The organism is Acinetobacter sp. ABJ_C1_1 (assembly GCF_044684115.1).
Classification (GTDB): domain Bacteria; phylum Pseudomonadota; class Gammaproteobacteria; order Pseudomonadales; family Moraxellaceae; genus Acinetobacter; species Acinetobacter nosocomialis_A.
This window is the reverse complement of sequence record NZ_JBITPU010000011.1, coordinates 12,352-32,131: the sequence shown is the minus strand read 5'-3', so window position 1 is coordinate 32,131 and position 19,780 is coordinate 12,352. Positions and strand designations below refer to the sequence as shown.

Annotated in this window: 15 protein-coding genes and 2 pseudogenes; 7 read left to right on the top strand and 10 right to left on the bottom strand. The window is 40.7% G+C overall.

What is annotated here, in order from left to right; all coding sequences use genetic code 11:
- The first annotated feature begins 35 nt into the window (after positions 1 to 35).
- Both ACG59Z_RS12960 and ACG59Z_RS12955 read left to right on the top strand, forming a co-directional pair.
- Positions 36 to 254 (top strand): DUF1653 domain-containing protein, encoded by a 219-nt coding sequence (locus tag ACG59Z_RS12960; RefSeq protein WP_004702746.1) that lies wholly within the window; start codon positions 36 to 38, stop codon positions 252 to 254.
- A gap of 45 nt (positions 255 to 299) precedes the next feature.
- The gene (locus ACG59Z_RS12955) at positions 300 to 887 is read left to right on the top strand and encodes an O-methyltransferase (RefSeq protein ID WP_263613302.1); all 588 of its coding nucleotides are present in this window, start codon (positions 300 to 302) and stop codon (positions 885 to 887) included.
- Between the two features lie 62 nt (positions 888 to 949).
- Here ACG59Z_RS12955 and ACG59Z_RS12950 read toward each other — a convergent pair whose 3' ends face one another.
- Together ACG59Z_RS12950 and ahpC are read right to left on the bottom strand one after the other, a co-directional pair.
- Entirely contained in the window at positions 950 to 1,165 is a 216-nt protein-coding gene (locus tag ACG59Z_RS12950) for a KTSC domain-containing protein (protein ID WP_002049514.1), read from the bottom strand.
- 191 nt (positions 1,166 to 1,356) lie between these two features.
- On the bottom strand, positions 1,357 to 1,920 hold the full coding sequence (gene ahpC, locus ACG59Z_RS12945; RefSeq protein WP_003652649.1) for an alkyl hydroperoxide reductase subunit C: 564 nt from the start codon (positions 1,918 to 1,920) through the stop codon (positions 1,357 to 1,359).
- 352 nt (positions 1,921 to 2,272) lie between these two features.
- On the opposite strand from ahpC, the gene hrpA reads away from it, so the two are divergent.
- Both hrpA and ACG59Z_RS12935 read left to right on the top strand, forming a co-directional pair.
- Positions 2,273 to 6,130, top strand: coding sequence for an ATP-dependent RNA helicase HrpA (gene hrpA / locus ACG59Z_RS12940; RefSeq protein WP_400199745.1), 3,858 nt, complete (start codon positions 2,273 to 2,275; stop codon positions 6,128 to 6,130).
- A gap of 95 nt (positions 6,131 to 6,225) precedes the next feature.
- Entirely contained in the window at positions 6,226 to 7,332 is a 1,107-nt protein-coding gene (locus ACG59Z_RS12935) for a beta-ketoacyl-ACP synthase III (protein WP_013198471.1), read from the top strand.
- Positions 7,333 to 7,436: 104 nt separating this feature from the next.
- On the opposite strand, the gene ACG59Z_RS12930 is transcribed toward ACG59Z_RS12935, so the two are convergent.
- The 7 genes and pseudogenes from ACG59Z_RS12930 to benA form a co-directional block, all read right to left on the bottom strand.
- Positions 7,437 to 8,693: an OprD family outer membrane porin gene (locus ACG59Z_RS12930; protein WP_400199744.1), complete on the bottom strand. Its 1,257-nt coding sequence runs from the start codon at positions 8,691 to 8,693 to the stop codon at positions 7,437 to 7,439.
- A gap of 44 nt (positions 8,694 to 8,737) precedes the next feature.
- The gene (locus ACG59Z_RS12925; protein WP_400199743.1) at positions 8,738 to 10,096 is read right to left on the bottom strand and encodes an aromatic acid/H+ symport family MFS transporter; all 1,359 of its coding nucleotides are present in this window, start codon (positions 10,094 to 10,096) and stop codon (positions 8,738 to 8,740) included.
- A 478-nt stretch (positions 10,097 to 10,574) separates the two neighbouring features.
- A complete protein-coding gene (gene benE, locus ACG59Z_RS12920) occupies positions 10,575 to 11,768 on the bottom strand; it encodes a benzoate/H(+) symporter BenE (RefSeq protein WP_238612456.1) in 1,194 nt (397 codons plus the stop codon).
- 57 nt (positions 11,769 to 11,825) lie between these two features.
- Positions 11,826 to 12,611, bottom strand: coding sequence for a 1,6-dihydroxycyclohexa-2,4-diene-1-carboxylate dehydrogenase (locus ACG59Z_RS12915; RefSeq protein WP_400199742.1), 786 nt, complete (start codon positions 12,609 to 12,611; stop codon positions 11,826 to 11,828).
- 21 nt (positions 12,612 to 12,632) lie between these two features.
- Entirely contained in the window at positions 12,633 to 13,649 is a 1,017-nt protein-coding gene (gene benC / locus ACG59Z_RS12910; RefSeq protein WP_400199741.1) for a benzoate 1,2-dioxygenase electron transfer component BenC, read from the bottom strand.
- Between the two features lie 52 nt (positions 13,650 to 13,701).
- A pseudogene (gene benB / locus ACG59Z_RS12905) lies at positions 13,702 to 14,221 on the bottom strand (benzoate 1,2-dioxygenase small subunit).
- On the bottom strand, positions 14,218 to 15,600 hold the full coding sequence (gene benA / locus ACG59Z_RS12900) for a benzoate 1,2-dioxygenase large subunit (RefSeq protein WP_400199740.1): 1,383 nt from the start codon (positions 15,598 to 15,600) through the stop codon (positions 14,218 to 14,220). Before benA ends, benB begins: the two are co-directional and overlap by 4 nt.
- A gap of 106 nt (positions 15,601 to 15,706) precedes the next feature.
- On the opposite strand from benA, the pseudogene ACG59Z_RS12895 reads away from it, so the two are divergent.
- Together ACG59Z_RS12895 and ACG59Z_RS12890 are read left to right on the top strand one after the other, a co-directional pair.
- Positions 15,707 to 15,836 (top strand): annotated as a pseudogene (locus ACG59Z_RS12895) (hypothetical protein).
- Positions 15,837 to 15,880: 44 nt separating this feature from the next.
- The gene (locus tag ACG59Z_RS12890) at positions 15,881 to 16,840 is read left to right on the top strand and encodes a LysR family transcriptional regulator (protein WP_000423274.1); all 960 of its coding nucleotides are present in this window, start codon (positions 15,881 to 15,883) and stop codon (positions 16,838 to 16,840) included.
- A gap of 47 nt (positions 16,841 to 16,887) precedes the next feature.
- Here the strand turns inward: ACG59Z_RS12890 and ACG59Z_RS12885 are convergent, their stop codons facing one another.
- Positions 16,888 to 17,088: a heavy-metal-associated domain-containing protein gene (locus ACG59Z_RS12885; protein ID WP_078210158.1), complete on the bottom strand. Its 201-nt coding sequence runs from the start codon at positions 17,086 to 17,088 to the stop codon at positions 16,888 to 16,890.
- 166 nt (positions 17,089 to 17,254) lie between these two features.
- Here ACG59Z_RS12885 and ACG59Z_RS12880 point away from each other — a divergent pair, with 166 nt between their 5' ends.
- On the top strand, positions 17,255 to 19,726 hold the full coding sequence (locus tag ACG59Z_RS12880) for a heavy metal translocating P-type ATPase (RefSeq protein WP_400199739.1): 2,472 nt from the start codon (positions 17,255 to 17,257) through the stop codon (positions 19,724 to 19,726).
- Positions 19,727 to 19,780 lie beyond the last annotated feature (54 nt).

Here is a 19,780-nt window from a genome sequence, read left to right as displayed (position 1 = left end):
AAAGATTTTATGTCATAACATTAAAAGGTACTTTCATGTCATTGCAACGCGGCATTTATCAGCATTATAAAGGTAATCTCTATCAAGTTTTTTCTGTGGCAAAACACAGTGAGACTGAAGAAGAGTTAGTCGTTTATCAGTGTCTTTATGGTGACTATTCAACTTGGGTACGTCCGCTAGATATGTTTACTGAAACGGTGCAAATGGCTGACGGAAGTATCGTGCCGCGTTTCAAGTTAATTCAAAGCACTTAACTCAAACGACCTTCATATAAAATAACGATTTAAAAGGGTGAATATATGCCAAATACTTTTTTCTTACAAAGAGTTGCCGATTTATATGACACCTTTAAACAGCATGATTCACAGCAATCTGATCGTTTACAACGATACCGCAACATAGAAGTAGAATCTGCAAAATTAATTTCGCAATTTATTCGCATGCAGCAAGCCAAGGCTCTATTAGAAATTGGTACTTCGACAGGGTATTCAACTTTATGGCTAGCTGAAGCCGCTCAGGCCACTGGTGGACAGGTGACTACAGTTGAAATTGATGCAAAGCGAAGTGCTGAGGCGAAACGCCATGTTGCTGAATTAGAACTCAGTGAAATTGTTCAATTTTGGGTTGGAGATGCAGCCGATTATTTAAAAGAAGCAAATGAAGTTTATGATTTTATTTTGCTAGATGCTGAACGTGACGTATATGAAAGTTATTGGCCAGATTTAAAACGATTAATTAAGCCTAAAGGTGGAGTTTTAGTCGTTGATAATGTGATTTCTCATGCAGCAGAAGTAAATTCTTTTTTATCTTTAATTAAAAAGGATGCAGATTTCATGAGCAGTATTGTGCCTGTGGGCGCAGGTTTATGTTTAGTAGTCACAAAATAATTTTACTGAAATCGTTTTATATTCCAGTTGGGCCTGTTTTGAACAGGCCTTTTTTATATTTGTTATGAGGCAATCACCAAAGAGAGTCGTGTAAAGTGCAAATTAAATTCTAAATATTTATGTACAAAAGCGGCTTTATCCGTTGAACGTAATAAATTGTCATAAACAAATTCCGGAACTGGATGATATAGATCTCCCGAACCATCGCTATAAAATATTTTTAAATGACGCGATGTCGCATTGTATTTCCATGAAGTGACGACCGCTGTATTTACCATAAATGTACCCCTTTATTTCATATCAAACTTACTCAAAAATTAACCAGTTGTTTATTTGACATTACTCAATGTTGAGGTCGCGGGGAAGGGCATAATTGTAAAAGTATCAGTAGAAAATGTGATGTGCTTATTCAAAACAAAAGAACCACCCGATAAAGGGTGGTTCTTTTGTTTTTAAAATCTAAGAGAGATTAGATTTTACCAACTAGGTCGATAGATGGAGCAAGAGTAGCTTCGCCTTCTTTCCATTTAGCTGGGCAAACTTCACCTGGGTGAGCGTGTACGTATTGAGCAGCTTTTACTTTACGAAGAAGTTCAGACGCGTCACGGCCGATACCACCAGCGTTGAGTTCAACGATTTGGATTTTACCTTCTGGATCGATAACGAAAGTACCACGGTCAGCTAAACCTTCAGATTCAATAAGAACATCGAAGTTTTTAGAAAGAGTCCAAGTTGGGTCACCAACTAATGGGTATTGGATTTTTTTGATTTCTTCAGAAGTGTCGTGCCAAGCTTTGTGAGTGAAGTGTGTATCAGTAGATACAGCGTAAATTTCAACACCAAGTTTTTGGAATTCAGCGTAGTTGTCAGCTAAGTCACCAAGTTCAGTTGGACAAACGAAAGTGAAGTCAGCTGGATAGAAGAATACAACAGACCATTTACCTTTAAGGTTAGTTTCGTTAACTTCAACAAATTGGCCGTTGTGGTAAGCAGTTGCTTGGAAAGGTTTAACTTCAGTATTAATCAAGCTCATCATTGTCTCCATGATTGAGGTTTATATTTAAACTTGTTTACGAGATGTAGAATAAATAAAAATTCTTTATTGGGGAAATAGTATTTTTACATGACTAAAATCGGAAAATCGAATAAGTGATAAATTTACGATTTTTAAGTCCCCAAACACTGTATTCGATTTGACTGCAAAAACATGTAAATCAAATGACAGTTATCGTAAAAGAAACTTGCATAACAACATGAAGTCTAGCGAGTCAAAATTCAAGGGTAAAATTTTAAAAAATTAAAAATATATAAAAAACCAACTGTTTTACCTGAAGAGCATTAAAGCGTAAAATAGCGGATTGTTGAATTTTCAGGAAAATTTATCTGTGCTGAATGGTTTAAATATAGATCAATGGGTGATGGCGAGAGATCGTTACCGTTTAAATCGTTTGCGTAAAGATAAAAAAGCCGATACTTCAGAGATTGAAAAATTATTTGAACAGTCTAATGCAAAAGTTAGACAGCGTTTTGAACGTCTCCCTAAAATTAAACTGAATCAGGATTTACCTGTTTCGCAATATGCTGACCGTTTAATTGAAGCGATTCAAAAGCATCAAGTTATTATTGTGGCAGGTGAAACAGGCTCGGGTAAAACTACTCAGCTTCCTCAAATTGCCATGTTAGCGGGTCGTGGCTTAACGGGCATGATTGGTCATACGCAGCCACGTCGTTTAGCTGCACGTAGTGTTTCTCAGCGTATTGCAGAAGAAGTCGGTGAAAAGCTCGGCGAATCGATTGGTTTTAAAATCCGTTTTAATGAACAAGGCTCGCAGGACTCTATTGTACGGTTAATGACGGATGGTATTTTGCTTGCCGAGCTAGGCAATGACCGCTTCTTATCTAAATATGACACGATCATTATTGATGAAGCGCATGAACGCTCACTCAATATCGATTTTATTATGGGTTATTTAAAGCAATTATTGCCAAAACGCCCAGATTTAAAAGTGATTGTGACTTCGGCAACTTTAGACGTAAATCGTTTTAGTAACTACTTTAATAATGCACCAGTTTTTGAAGTAGAAGGTCGTAGCTATCCAGTTGAAGTACGTTATCGTCCAATTTCAGAGATGAATATTGGTGGTAGTGATGACGACGAGTTCGATGATTTTGAAGAAAACCTTCCTCGCGCAGTGGTACAAGCTGTAGAAGAATGCTTTGCTGACGCAGAAGCAAAAGGTCACCCCGAACATGCCGACATTTTAATTTTCTCAAGTACAGAACAAGAAATTCGTGAGTTGCAGGAAACCTTGCAAAAGTACGGGCCGAGACATACCGAAATTTTACCGTTGTATGCGCGCTTAGCTGTTTCTGAACAACAAAAGATTTTTAGTCCAGGTGGTAAAGGCCGTCGTATTATTATTGCGACCAACGTGGCCGAAACTGCACTGACTGTTCCAAACATCCGTTATGTAATCGATAGTGGTTTTGCACGTATATCGCGTTATAACTACCGTTCACGCGTACAACGTTTACCCATTGAAGCTATTTCTCAAGCTGCTGCCAATCAGCGTAAAGGGCGTTGTGGTCGTATTGCTCCGGGTGTGTGTATTCGTTTATACAGCGAAGAAGACTTTTTGAGTCGTCCTGAGTTTACCGAGCCTGAAATTAAACGAACCAACTTAGCATCTGTTATTTTGCAAATGCAGAGTTTAGGGTTAGGTGAGTTAGAAAACTTCGATTTCATTGAGCCACCAGATTTCCGCCTTGTAAATGATGGCCGTAAGTTGCTGATCGAGTTAGGTGCACTTAACGAGAAGAAAAATGAGCTGACTAAAGTTGGTCAAACAATGGCACGTATGCCGATTGACCCACGACTCGCTCGTATGATTGTGGGCGGTGCTCATTTCGGGGTGCTTAAAGAAATTTTGGTTGTGGTGAGTGCTTTAGCTGTTCAGGATCCGCGTGAGCGTCCAGCAGATAAACAAATGCAGGCTGACCAAAAGCATGCTTTGTTTAAAGAAGCAGATTCAGATTTTCTGTTTTATTTGAAACTTTGGGATACTTTAAATCCTAAAGGTGAAGCAGGGATGTCTGAAAATAAACGACGTCAGTTTGCTAAGCAGAATTTTTTAAGTTGGTTACGTTTACGTGAATGGAAACAGACACATCAGCAATTAGTTGAGTTAGCAGAAGGTTTAAAACTCAGCTTTAATGAAAAACCTGCAAATTATGAAAACTTGCACCGTGCATTGCTGACAGGTTTGTTGTCTTTTATTGCCAATAAAACAGATGAACGTAATACCTTTATGGCGGTGCGTCAGCAAAAGGCTAAAGTTTTTCCAGCAAGTACTTTGCACAAAACCAATACCTCATGGGTGATGGCTTTTGAGATGGTTGAAACCTCTCAAGTGTATTTACGTACTTTAGCCAAAATTGACCCTGAATGGATTTTGCTTGCTGCACGTGACTTATTGAAATATCACTATTTTGAGCCGCACTGGTCCAAGAAAGCTGGGATCGTAAATGCGTATGCGCAAATTTCGCTTTTTGGTTTAATTATTGAACCAAAACGCTTAATTAATTTTGAGAAAGTTGACCAGCCTGCTGCTCATGAGATTTTCTTACGCGATGCATTAACCACTGGTAATTTGGGTACGATCCCACCATTTTTAAAACACAACTTACTTAAACTTGAAGAAGTGGAGCGAGTTGAAGATAAATTGCGTCGCCGTGATTTAGTGGTCGATGAAGAAACGATTTATCAGTTTTACGCCTCTAAGATTCCTGAAGAAATCGCAAGTCGTCGTAGTTTTGAAGATTGGCGTGCGACGGTAGAAGCGAATCATCCACGTTATTTATTTATTGAAGATGATTCACTCTGGCTAAATGACAGACCAACAACGCAGCAATTCCCAGATCATCTACACAATGGGCAGCTACGTTTAGCAACGACATATCATTTTGACCCGAGCCATGACGAAGATGGTGCGACTGTTCAAATTCCTGTACAGGCATTGCCTCAAGTTGATGAAAATATTTGGTCATGGGGAATTCCGGGTTGGCGCCAAGATTTAATTGAGGCTTTACTCAAAGCTTTACCTAAAGACAAGCGTCGTAATGTGGTGCCAATTCCCGATACAGCTCGTAAGCTCATGCAAGGTATTGATGCTGTACATTTACGTGAACATATCTTTAGTTATTTAGCTTTTGCCTTACGTGGTGAGCAAATTACTGACAAGGATTTCTCGTTTGAACGCATTGATCCATATTTGGTGCCTTTCATTAAAGTTATTGATGAAAAAGGTAAGTTGATTGCAAAAGGCCGTGATTTACCTGAGTTAAAAGCGCGTTGCCGCGTAGAAACGCATCGTCCAGTGAAACAGCAAAAGGGTGAGTTTAAAAACTTCCCTGAGAATTTTACTTTTGAGGCTTCACATAAAGTTACGGGTGTTGTTGTGAAACAATATCAGGCTTTGGTCCCTACAAAAGCTTTTGCTGAAATTGAAGCTAAAGATGACTCAGGCGTGGTTATACAGACTTTTAATGATCAGGCCGAAGCCATTAAGCAGCATCGTGAAGGGATTATCCGTCTGGTCCATATGCAGCTTGGCGATTTGGTGCGCCAGTTGAAAAAGCAGATTTCAAAACCGCTTGCTTTGGCATATTCACCTTTGGGCGATAAAGCTAAGCTTGAGCAGATGTTAGTCTATGCAACGTTGCAAATGGCAATTACAACTTTGCCAATTAATGCAGATGAATTTAACAAACTGCTCGAGCAGGTCAAAAAGCAATTTTTGACCCATGGTCAGCAAGCACTTGAGCAACTAAGTGATATTTATATTCAATGGCAGCAAATTCGCCGTCAGCTTTTAGTGCTTGATGCAGGGGTATTTGGACGCAGTATTGATGATATTGAAGATCAGTTAGATTTAATGTCACTTGGCAATTTTGTTTACTGCCAACCAGTCGATCTTTGGCAGGAATATCCGCGATATTTAAAAGCACTGCTATTGCGTTTGGATCGATTGCCAAATAATCTACAGCGAGATCATGCCGCTATTGATGATGTCGATCCATGGATGGACAAGGTATTTAAATTCAAAAACGATCCAAAAATCAAAGAATTGTATTTGATGTTGGAAGAATTCCGCATTTCTTTATTTTCTCAGCCGATGAAAACCAAGATGCCTATTTCACCAACTCGACTGCAAAAGTTATGGGATCGTTTGGGAATCAGTTAAGATAGATCGGGGTCTGTTTATGTTGTTGTTTAGCCTACAACGCAATTTATAAATGAAAGATTAACAGACCCTATTCATTTTTTTAGGAGTTTTACATGGGCATTCGTATCACAGGTACTGGGTTATTTCACCCAACAGAAATCATTTCTAATGAAGAACTGGCCGACAGTTTAAATGCTTATGTGGAACAATATAACCAAGAGAATGCAGAGAAAATTGCAGCAGGTGAACTCGAAGAATTACGTGGTTCTAGTGCTGAGTTTATTGAAAAAGCGTCTGGTATTAAGCGCCGTTACGTGATTGAGAAATCAGGTATCCTTGATCCAAATCGTTTGCGTCCTCGTTTGTCTGAACGTTCAAATGATGAACTTTCACTTCAAGCAGAGTGGGGCGTCATTGCTGCGAAACAGGCAATGGAAAATGCAGGCGTAACTGCTGAAGATATCGATGTTGTGATTTTGGCATGTTCAAACATGCAGCGTGCTTATCCAGCAGTTGCAATTGAAATCCAGTCAGCACTTGGCATTCAAGGTTATGCCTACGACATGAACGTTGCATGTTCAGCTGCCACTTTTGGTTTGAAACAAGCGGCTGATGCAATTCGTTCAGGCGCTCGCCGTGTTTTATTGGTAAATGTCGAGATTACTTCTGGTCACCTAGACTACCGTAACCGTGATTGTCACTTCATTTTTGGTGATGTTGCAACGGCTTCTATTATTGAAGAAACGACTACTAAGACTGGTTTTGAAATCTTAGATATTCATTTATTTACGCAATTTTCAAACAATATTCGCAATAACTTCGGTTTCTTAAACCGTAGCGAAGATGCAGTGGTTGACGACAAGTTATTCCGTCAAGATGGCCGCAAAGTATTTAAAGATGTTTGTCCGTTAGTGGCAAAAATCATTAATGCGCAGTTGGAAAAAATGCAGTTAACTGCAAACGATATTAAGCGTTTCTGGTTACACCAAGCCAATGCCAACATGAATGAACTAATCTTGAAATATGTTGCTGGTAAAGAAGCTGATTTAAGCCGTGCACCAATTATTTTAGATGAGTTTGCAAATACCTCTTCAGCTGGTGTGATCATTGCTTTACACCGTACAGGCCATGAAGTAGATAATGGCGAGTATGGCGTGATTTCATCTTTTGGTGCTGGTTATTCTGTAGGTTCGATTGTTGTACAAAAGCATGTTGCTTAAGCTACAAGATTAATTAAAAAAACGCTCGTAAGAGCGTTTTTTTATGAGTGAAATAATATAAAAAGCGGGCCAAAATTAGCCCGCTTAGATTGAATCAAAAGTTATTAAAACTTTTTAGTGTAGTTTACAAACAGGCGATCTTCACCAAAGTCATTGCCATGTTTAACGTTGTAATCAATCCGAATATATTGCAGGGCAACGCCTTTTAAGAATGGCTGCTGAAACGCATAGTTTAAAATCACATTCGACTCAGTTTCATGGTTCTTCTCACCATTGGCTGCTTTAAAGTCATGTCCGTAAACATATTTCACCATCGCATTTAAACCCGGTACATAGTCTTTAAAGTCATAGCCATACATGACGTGGTAAGACTTTTCATCCTCTTTAAAGAAGCCAGTGGCATTCCAGTTAATGAAATACGTCTCTGGTAAGAAGCCATCTGGTAGCGGATAAGCTGACTCACCGATAATTTGCTGGTAGCCCAAGCCAAAGGTGTGATTTTTTACTTTAAGCGTTTCTAGTACTCCAATATTTTGCGCATCAATATCAAAAGTATTGCCGTCATCCTTTGCATTGAAGTATTTAAACTTAGAGGTGAGGGCAAAATTAGGTTGTTTCCAATTATGCTCAAGCCCTACATAGTGCTTGTTGTAGAGGTCTTCTAAATTACCAAAGTAGTATTCGCCCTTGAGTGACGGCGTGAATTGATAGCGCAGATCTAAGTAGTTCAGGCCATCAGATTCTTTGGTAATTCCATTTGCCGTAAAGGAAAACTTTTTAAAATCTTCTTCATTTCGTGGCGACACTTTTTCAACGCGACCAATTTCTGCATAAAGCTGATCTGAAAGTTGTGACTTAAGATTGGTTCCCCAATAAGAGGCAAGCAATTGTCGGCTTGCATCCACAGCTGTTACGGGTAAATCTAGCCAGAGTTCACCGACACTTAAAAGGGTTTTGTCATATCCCAGTTTTAAAGTGGCGCCGTATTTTAAAAAGTCCGATGCTTGTGACTGAGTTTCTTTATTAAAAGGCAAAACTGTGTCCGCAACATGCTTGTCTGAACTTAAGCGCACGGCGTATTGAACAGAAGCATCAGCCCCAATCGTGATTGGTTTGTCTGCAATTTGCAGTGGAGTGTCATGCATTTTCGATTTATAAAATAGCGATGCTGCCTGAGACCAACTGCCAGTATCTTTTAAGGCATCATTATCAAAATTACGGTTGATATAGGCATTCTTTAGAGTGAATTTCCATTCATCTTCGGGCTGCTGATTTGGATTTGCAGCGAATGAATTGCCACACATCAACACTAAGGTCGCAAAAGTTAAAGCACATGGCATAAAGCGGTGTAATAATTCCATAATCCATTTCCAAAAAGATGCGCCAGTCCTCGGCGCATTTATATTTACTGCTGGGTAAGCGTTTTTTGAGGGTTAAAAGTTGATGGCGTTTGTGCGGCAACAGAGGCTTTTAGATTGACCATAAATATTGCAAGCGCAGCAATCACACCCGGAATTGCAATCGCTAAGAAATTCATTTGGTGAGGAAGCTCAAGCGTGAGTAGGGCTCCTGTTAAAACTGGTCCGATAATCGCGCCAATACGGCCAATTCCAGATGCCCAGCCCATGCCAGTTGAACGAAGTGCTGTCGGATAGAACTGTGCAACGAAAGTGTAGAGTAAGATTTGCGAACCAATGGTGGCAGCACCAGCAATTGCAATCAGGCTATATAAAATAAATTGCGGACTATTAATGCCAAGCAAAATTAAAGCTGCTGAACCCACAATAAACATGATCGTAATAACCGGTTTTAGATGGAATCTGTCCGCTAAAGCACCGCCACCAATTGCACCGACCATGCCGCCAATATTGAGTGCAAAGAGGAACAACATGCTCGCACCTAACGAATAGCCCGCTTGCAGCATGAGTTTAGGTAACCAGCTTCCTAAGGCATACACCATGAGTAAGCACATAAAGAAAGCAATCCAGAACATAAATGTGCTAAAAGTACGGCCTTGCTGGAAAAGCGCACGTACAGGTGCATCTGTTGTGGTGCTTTCGTTTAGCACCAGTTGTGTATTGGCGTTTACCTGAGTTTGAGGTGCAATTTTACTAACAATACTTTTTGCCTGATCGCTATGGTTTGATTTCACTAAAAAGGTGAGAGACTCTGGCAAAAATTTCCAGATCAGTGGGAGCAATAATAGGGGAATACCCGCAATTAAAAACATGATTTGCCAGCCCATATCTTTAACCAGCCATGCGCCGAGTAGTGCTGATGTCATGCCACCAATTGCATAGCCACTAAACATGATTGCGACTAAGGTACTGCGGATTTTTTTTGGTGCGTATTCGGTCATAAGCGCAACGACGTTTGGCATAACGCCACCAATCCCAAGACCTGCAATAAAGCGTAAAATAGCAAACTCAGTTGGTCCTTTGGCAAAGGCACCTATAAAGGTAAATCCACTAAATAAGGTGACACAAATCAGGATGGTTTTTTTACGTCCAAGTTTGTCTGAAAGTGTGCCGAAAATCATGGCACCAAACATCATACCGAATAGAGCAGCACTGGCGAGTAAACCAGCTTCTACCGCAGTTAATGACCATTGCTGCATTAATAGAGGAAGAGCAACCCCATAAATAACTAAATCATATCCATCAAAAATAATAATAAGTAAGCACCAGATTAAAACTTTCCAATGAAAAGATGTAAAACTGGCTTTATCAATTAACTCATTAATATTTACCTTGCTCGTATCCATTTTCTTCACCTCCAATTTGTGAAGCATCGCGTTATTTTTTAATAAACTATTTTGTTATTGAGTTGGAGTCAAAAACCTAATTGATATATCTTTATGTCTTTAAGGTATTGTGCTTTTATTTATTTAATTATTTGAAAAATATATATTTATTTTTATTTTTTAGCTAACTTTGTTGTATCTTTAAAATAGGGTTAAATATTGTATTGTGAGAATTTTAAGGATTTTATAGATGTTTTTTTATAGATTTTATTGATAATAATCACTCTTAAAAATATCGTTAAATTTATATTATGAATTGAAATGAAAATATAAAAACAAAATACTAAAGTCTATTATTTAATTGTTTTAGAGATTGATCTTAAAAATGAAATTTAATCTATATTCAATAAAAAATCGCCAAATCAGAATTAGCAAATTATTTGCATTCTGATTTGGCGATTGAGGCTTTATTTTAGTGGCGGGCGCTTAGATAAAAAACTTAATTTGTGGCTGAAGTTGAACGTGGGGTGAGAATGAAATGGGCGATTACACCAATACAAATACCCCAAAAGACTGAGCTTAATCCAAGGAAATGCATGCCTGATGCTGTCGCTAAAAAGGTAATAAGTGCGGCATCACGTTGATTGTCATTTTTCATAGCAACAGAAATATTGGTGGCAATCGCTCCAAGCAAGGCTAAACCTGCCAGTGCTGCAACTAATTCTTTAGGAAGTAAGCTAAATAGCATGACAATACTGCCAGCAAATAAGCCTCCTAAAATATAAAAAATTCCATTGGCAATTCCTGCGATATAGCGTTTTTCTTTCAGTTCATGTGCATCTTTGCCCATACATAAAGCGGCGGTAATTGAGGCAAGCACAATGGTAATACCGCCGACGCAGGCAACAGCTAAAGAGGCAATACTGGTGACAGTAATAATGGGTTTGGCTGGGGTGTCGTAACCGCTGAGTTTCATAATCGCCATGCCCGGTAAAAATTGGCCAGTTAGACTGACTAAAATGAGAGGAACAGCGAGGTTGAGTGTTGAGTTCCATGTCCATTCTGGGCTAATCCACTGTGGAATAGCTAAACTAAAACTCACATCAACCGGATTCATTTTGCCTAAAATGAGACTTAATAAAACTCCGGCTGCTAACACCCAAATCATGGTGTAGCGCGGCATTAAACGTTTGGCAATTAAAAAGACAATAAGCATGCTAAAGACAATAAAAGGCATGCTATCAGACGCGGTAAATAAGCCAATACCGAATTGAAAAAGAATACCCGCCATCATGCCGGCAGCGACGTCTTGCGGAATCCATTTCAGTAACTTGTCGAAGTAACCTGTAACGCCAATTAAAAAAATAACGATGGCAGAAGTAATATAGGCGGCTACTGCCTCATTCAACGAGACATTGGGAAATAGGGTAACTAATAGGGCAGTGCCCGGTGCTGACCATGCGGTTATGACAGGAGTTTTATATTTAATCGAAAGATAAATACCTGAAACGGCGGCACCAATTGAAATTCCCCAAATCCATGACACCATCATGTCGGTAGACACATGAGCACGCTGAGCAGCTTGGAAAAAAATAATCAGTGGGCCTGAGTAAGAAATTAAAACTGCAAGAAAGCCAGCAACTGTTGCTGATATGGACCAGTCATTTTTTAATGTCTTGAACAGGGTTGCCATGTGTGATTGCCTCCATGCAAATCATGTTATTTACCCAATCATGCAAAAAGATCAGGGTTAACCCTGATCTCCACCTCCGACTGAAATAACCGAGCCAGTCATATAAGATGCTTCGTCTGATGCAAGAAATAAAATTGCATTCACTTGTTCTTGAATTGTGCCATAACGGCCCATAAATGTTCGATCTATGGTTTGATCAACCACTTGCTGCATCCAGTCTTTTTCATTTTGACTTAACGGATTGGCATTACGTGGTACTTTCCGAGGTGGTGCTTCGGTTCCACCAGTCGCAACAGCATTGACTCGAATTCCGTCTTTGGCATGTTCAAAAGCAAGCGATGCTGTTAGCGCATTTACCCCACCTTTAGATGCAGAGTAGGGAATACGGTTAATACCACGTGTTGCAATTGAGGATACATTTACAATCACACCCGACTGTTGCTTAATCATGGTGGGTAACACAGCGCGGCAACACCATAACGTTGGAAATAACGAGCGATTCACTTCCTTAATGATCTCTTCTTCGGAAAACTCTTCAAAAGGTTTCATCCAGATCGCGCCACCCACATTATTAATCAGGATATCTACCCGACCATAATGTTCAATGGCTTTTGCAACAACCGCTTGTGCACCTGCATAGGTTTCAAGGTCAGCATTAATCGTGACAGCATCACCACCTGTACTCTGAATTTCTTTGAGAACGTCTTCAACATATTCAGAGCGGTCCGCCATGACGACTTGTCCGCCTTCAGCTGCAACTTGCAGTGCCACACCACGACCAATGCCTTGAGCACTACCAGTAACAATCACGACCTTATCGGTAAATCTTTGACGATTTGACATAGATAACTTCTCCACCTTGAATTAGTTTGCAGAGAATTTTTCAAACAAGAAATTAGCAGGTTTGATATTTTCAGTTTCTAACCAACCACGTACCGCTTCTACCATTGGAACAGGTCCACATAGATAAACATCGACGTCGCCACCGTTTAACCAGTCACTTTCAATATGACCAGTGACATAGCCTTTACGTTCATGATTGCTCTCAGGACTTGCAACTACAGTTCGATATTCAAACCATGGGAATTTCGCTTGCAACTCATTGAGTTTTTCTAGAGCAACCAAATCAAAGTCATTGGTGACGCCAAAGACTAAACGAACAGGTTGGTCAGAACCTTTCTCTTCGAGTACTTGTAGCATTGACATAAATGGAGCAATACCAGTACCGCCTGCGAGCATCAGCACTGGACGCGCTACATTACGTAAATAGAAACTACCGAATGGACCGGTAAATGTCATTTTGTCGCCAGCTTTAGCATTCTTGCTTAAGAATTCACTCATTTTTCCGTTTGGTACGTTACGGACCACAAAGCCCGTTAAGCGATTGCCTGGTTTTGAGCTAAATGAATATGAACGTGTTTCGCCAGTTTCAGGAATAGCAACGTTGACGTATTGACCTGCAAGAAAATGAATATCCGGTTGACCTTCATCAAGTTGAATATCAAATGTGATGGTTGAGTCTGATAAGTTTTCAACGCGGGCTAAGGTACCTTGGAAGCTATGAATTGCAGTTTTGCAAACATCTGACGATGCTTGAATTTGAAATACGGCATCTGAAGTTGGGCGACATTGGCAAGCAAGAATATAGCCTTGCTCAGCTTCTTCTGGGGTTAGTGCATCTTCAATATAGGTTTCTTCTGGCATGTCATAACTGCCGGATTCGCAAAATGCGCGGCAAGTTCCACATGCACCATCACGGCAATCCAAAGGAATATTAATTTTTTGGCGATAGGCTGCGTCAGATAGGGTTTCGCCTTGAGCTACGTTAATGAAACGTGTAACACCATCTTCAAATTGAAGTGCAACATTGTGGTTTGACATGGCATGTATCCTACAAAATATTTGAAACTTTTACCCTCAGCCAACAGTCCGTTTAACTGAGGGGGTATGTCTTAAAGGTGGTAGATATCAATGACTTGATTGATATAGTCATTTTTCAAAACGACATACTTGCTCAAGATTTTTGGTTGATCACCTGAAAAATCGATCACATAACGTGACATACCGAAATAGCTGTAATTTGTCTTGTAACGGAAACTCAAGGTATTCCAGTTAAAGCGGACCGTGACTTTGTCGCCGTCGCGTTCTACGACTTCAACGTTGGCAATATTGTGGCTTGTGCGTGTGTCCGGCATGGTTGCAGATGAGCGCTCAGTTTTGATACGGAACACACGATCTTCTAAACCTTGACGGTCTGGATAATAAATAAGTGAAATTTCAGATTGCGGATCTTCAGTTAATCTATCGTCGTCGTCCCAAGCTGGCATCCAGAAAGACGCTTCTGGTGCATAGCATTCAATCCAATCTTCCCATTGTTCATCATCTAAAAAGCGAGCTTCACGATAGAGAAACTGAACAATATTTTCTAAAGTTGCTTTGTCTTGAGCACTCATGCTGTTTCTCCCTGATCAGCAATTTCTTTCTCTGATGCAATCGCGTGTTTCATGGTCTTTAACCAATATTGATGCTGGGCCAGATACAGGCCTTCATCTTCAGTTTTAATCCCACTTAACATGGGTTTTAAACCGATTTCGTTTGCTGCATCGTCTGGTCCATAAATCCAGTGTTTTGAACCACGGCACATGTCATTCCATTCAAGGGCAATACCTGCGTAGCCTGCCTGACAGGCACGGAATTCTTCTAAATCGTCCGGTGTTGCCATGCCTGAAGCATTAAAGAAATCTTCATATTGACGGATACGACGTGCGCGAGCTTCAGGTGCTTCGCCTTTAGGTGCGATACAGTAAATGGTGACTTCAGTTCTATTAACCGAAAGTGGGCGAAGTACACGAATTTGTGAACCGAACTGATCCATCAAATAAACGTTTGGATAGAGACACAAGTTACGTGAACGCTCAATCATCCATTTCGACATCGCTTCACCGTATTTCTCGGTGTATTCATCTGCTTTCGGGAAGTTTGGACGGTCTTCTGGGTTTGCCCATTGTGTCCAAAGCAACATGTGGCCATTTTCAAAGCCATACGAGCCACCGCCTTGTTTACCCCAAGAACCTGCACTCATCGCACGAATGTTATCGGCAGCTTGTGTTTCTTTACGGTGTTGAGTTGTTGCTGCGTAGTTCCAGTGCACAGCTGAAACGTGGTAACCATCGGCGCCATTTTCAGCGGTGAGTTTCCAGTTGCCTTCATAGGTATAGGTAGATGAACCACGTAAAACTTCTAAACCATGTTCAGACTGGTCAACAATCATGTCGATGATTTTGGTGGTTTCACCCAAGAATTCTTCAAGAGAAGGAACATCAGGATTTAAGCTACCAAATAAGAAACCTTTGTAACTCTCAAAACGAGCCACTTTTTTAAGGTCATGTGAGCCTTCTTGGTTGAAGCAGTCTGAGTAACCAGCTTCGCTTGGATCTTTAACCTTGAGTAATTTACCTGAGTTGTTAAACGTCCAGCCGTGGAAAGGGCAGGTATATGTTGCTTTGTTACCACGCTTGTGACGGCAAAGTTGTGCTCCGCGGTGTGAACACGCATTGATCATGGCATTGAGTTCGCCGTTACGGTTGCGGGCAATAATGACTGGCTGACGACCAATGTGAGTGGTGTAGTAGTCATTATTATTTGGAATTTGGCTTTCGTGCGCTAAGTAAACCCAATTACCTTCGAAGATATATTTCATTTCGAGGTCAAATAGGGCTTCGTCAGTAAACACTGAGCGATGAAGTTTAAATTCACCTGTATCGATATTATCTACAAGTAATTCATCAATACGGTCAAGATGGCTAGTATTGATTACAGGAATACGTGGCATGTCCGTTCTCCGACTTTCCAAAAGTGTGGAAGTCACCAAGGCCTTAGCTACGATTTACAAGGTCTTGATATCCTAATATTGTCAATGAAGCGCATGAGTGCGCTGGGTGTTTAACCGTGAATTGATGAAGATGAATCACTGGAAGATTGGCAAGAGGGCTTTTTCACAAAGCAATTCATCACTTCATCGGTTTGTTGCTTGTATATACCTTAAAAGAATGGTTAAACTGTGTCTAAGACTGAATTTGCATTTTTTTATATCTTAAAGGTATGGAAGCCTGATGGAACTAAGACATTTACGGTATTTTGTGGCTGTTGTTGAAGAGCAGAGCTTTACAAAAGCTGCGGAAAAACTATTTATTGCTCAACCACCTTTGAGTCGACAGATTCAAAATTTGGAAAGTGAGCTTGGAATTCAACTGTTTGAGCGTGGAAGCCGTCCTTTACAGACAACCCCAGCCGGACATTTCTTTTATCAGCACGCCCTTAAACTTTTGTCGAATGCTGAAGAAATAAAAAGTATGACCAAACGTATTGGTCTGATTGAACGCAGTGTGACGATTGGTTTTGTCGGGTCTTTACTCTATGGTTTACTGCCTCGAATCATTTATTTATTTCGGCAACAACAACCTCATTTGAATATTCAATTGATGGAGTTAAGTACGACTGAGCAACTACAGGCATTAAAAGAAGGGCGTATTGATGTTGGATTTGGACGTCTAAGAATTAGTGATCCTGCGGTGAGACGTATTTTGCTACGAAAAGAACGCTTGGTGGTTGCTGCGCATACGAGTCATCCAATTGCACAGCGTACAGAAGGGGTATATTTGGCCGATCTCATTGATGAAAAGATGTTTATGTATCCCACTTCTCCAAAGCCTAATTTTTCGACCCAGCTTTTAAATATTTTTGCCGAGCATAGTTTGGTTCCAAAAAATATGCATGAAATACGGGAAATTCAGCTGGCTTTGGGCTTGGTAGCAGCGGGAGAAGGGATCTGTATTATTCCAGCAAGTGCCGATACCATTCGGTTTCCACACTTAAACTATATTCCGATTTTAGATAACGGCGCAGTCAGTCCGATTTTTATTACTGCTCGTGCAATGGACCGAAGTGAAGATTTACAGTCACTGTTTGATTGTATTTATCAGGTTTATGACTTAGAAGGGATACCTTATCAACGGACGGTTTTTACACTCGATCAAAATCCAATAGATGATTCAAACGGTATCGACTTTTAAATAAGCAGAGCATAGCCTCAAAAGCTGAAGCTATGCAGTTTTATATCTTATTGCACTTTCGCTGGGAAACCATCTTCTTCAAGTGCTTCGGTAATTTTGTCGATGCTTTCACTGCTTTCAACAGTCACGATTTTGGTCGCTAAGTCTACATCTACTTTTGCATTTGGATCGACGTCCTGAATCGTCGCAGTCACTCCACGAGCGCAGCCACCACAAGTCATATTTTCAATAAGTAGTTTCATGTTCATACTCCATCAAGAATGAGATGTTTGTTTGGATAACACTGAGTCTAAACCTTGTCATGATTGTAAGGTCAAGACCAATTTTTTAAAAAAATATGCTTGACCTTCCCATGATGGGAATCTGTATGCTCAATACAGAATATTAAATTTTGCAGATTTGCAGAGGTGTTTGATGGACTCAAAAAACACAAAATTGCCAGCATATAGTGAAACACTTCCAATCGAAGGCATGACTTGTGCCTCCTGTGTAGGTCGTGTCGAAAAAGCACTTAAGAAAGTTGAAAATGTAGAGATTGCCAACGTTAATTTGGCAACAGAAAAAGCCGTCGTTTATTCAAATCAACCGATCCATCGCGAAGCACTGGTTAAAGCAGTTGAACGAGCAGGTTACGATGTCCCAAAAGCTGCGCCAGTGGAGTTGTCTATTGAGGGTATGACTTGTGCATCTTGTGTTGCACGTGTTGAAAAGGCCCTTAAAAAAGTAGAAGGCGTTCAAGAAGCCACAGTCAACTTAGCAACAGAGCAAGCTTGGGTGCAGGCAGATGCATCAGTCAATGTTGAAGACTTAATTCGCGCTGTTAAAAAAGCAGGTTACGACGCAAAAGCATCTGAAAAAAATCAAGATGAGCAACTCGACAAAAAAGCGTCAGAGTTAGATCAGCTTAAAAAAGATTTAATCATTTCGATTGTGTTGGCCTTACCTGTGTTTATTTTGGAAATGGGTTCACATCTCATTCCAGCTTTTCACATGTGGGTCATGGACACGATTGGTCAATACAATAGCTGGCTTTTACAGTTTGCTTTGACCACACTAGTGCTCGTTTTTCCAGGTCGCCGTTTTTACCAAAAAGGGATTCCAGCCCTATGGCGTTTAGCGCCAGACATGAACTCTCTAGTGGCAGTTGGAACCTTGGCTGCCTACAGTTTTTCAGTCGTAGCAACCTTTATGCCGCATGTGTTACCACAAGGCACGGTCAATGTTTACTTTGAAGCGGCTGCCGTTATTGTCAGTTTAATTTTGCTCGGACGATATTTCGAAGCAAAAGCTAAAGGACGTACTTCACAAGCGATTCAACATTTAGTAGGAATGCAGCCAAAAACAGCCCGTATTCAACGTGATGGTCAAGTGGTTGAAGTTGCTGTTGCTGAAGTGGTCAGTGGAACTATCGTAGAAATTCGTCCGGGTGAACGTGTACCTGTCGATGGTGAAGTGGTTGAAGGGCACAGCTACATTGATGAATCTATGATTACGGGTGAGCCTGTTCCTATTGAAAAAATAATAGGGCAACAAGTAGTTGGGGGTACAGTCAATCAAAACGGTACTCTAAACATTCGGGCAACCGCCGTTGGTTCTTCGTCTGTACTTTCACAAATTATTCGCATGGTTGAACAAGCCCAAGGTTCTAAACTTCCGATTCAGGGCTTAGTCGATAAAGTCACCATGTGGTTTGTACCTGTAGTGATGTTAATTGCTGCAATCACTTTCTTGGTTTGGTTTATTTTTGGGCCAGAACCTGCGCTCACTTTTGGATTGGTGAATGCCGTTGCAGTACTGATTATTGCATGTCCTTGTGCGATGGGACTTGCAACACCAACTTCTATTATGGTTGGTACTGGACGTGGTGCCGAGTTAGGTGTCTTGTTCCGTAAAGGTGAAGCTTTGCAACTTTTACAAGAAGCTCAAGTAGTTGCAGTTGATAAAACGGGCACACTCACCGAAGGTAAACCGACACTCACTGACTTTAATGTGCAATCAGGTTTTGAGCGTGAACAAGTGCTGACTTTGGTTGCTTCGGTCGAAGCCAAGTCTGAACATCCCATTGCCCTTGCGATTGTTCAAGCAGCAGAAAGCGAAGGCCTAAACTTATTACCAGTAACAGCATTTAACTCGATTACAGGTTCAGGTATTGAAGCGGAAGTTTCAGGCCAGAAAGTACAAATTGGCGCAGATCGTTATATGCACCAACTTGGTTTAGATACCAGCTCATTCCAAGCGATTGCTGCTCAGTTAGGTGAAGAAGGTAAAACACCGCTTTATGTCGCTATTGATCAGAAACTTGCTGCAATTATTGCCGTGGCAGACCCAATTAAAGAAACAACCTATGCTGCGATTGAGGCCTTGCATCAATTAGGTCTCAAGGTTGCCATGATTACAGGAGATAACCGTCATACAGCGCAAGCGATTGCTAAAAAGCTGAACATTGATGAAGTTGTGGCAGAGGTTTTACCCGAGGGCAAGGTGGACACAGTCCGCCAACTGCAAAAACAGTATGGGCGCTTAGCTTTTGTTGGTGATGGTATTAACGATGCACCAGCCTTGGCGCAAGCAGATGTCGGTTTAGCTATTGGTACAGGAACAGATGTTGCCATTGAAGCAGCTGATGTTGTGCTCATGTCAGGTAGTTTAAAAGGCGTACCGAATGCAATTGCATTAAGTAAAGCCACCATGCGAAACATACGTCAAAACCTGTTCTGGGCATTTGTATATAACGTAGCCCTAATTCCAATTGCAGCAGGGGCATTATATCCAGCATTTGGTGTGTTACTTTCACCGATGTTTGCAGCAGGCGCGATGGCACTTTCTTCGGTCTTTGTTTTAGGCAATGCATTACGCTTAAAACGCTTTCATGCGCCAGTAGAGTAAGCGTGCTGAAAATCAACTTTTGGTTTAAGATCATGACAGAAGGTCTTAAACCAA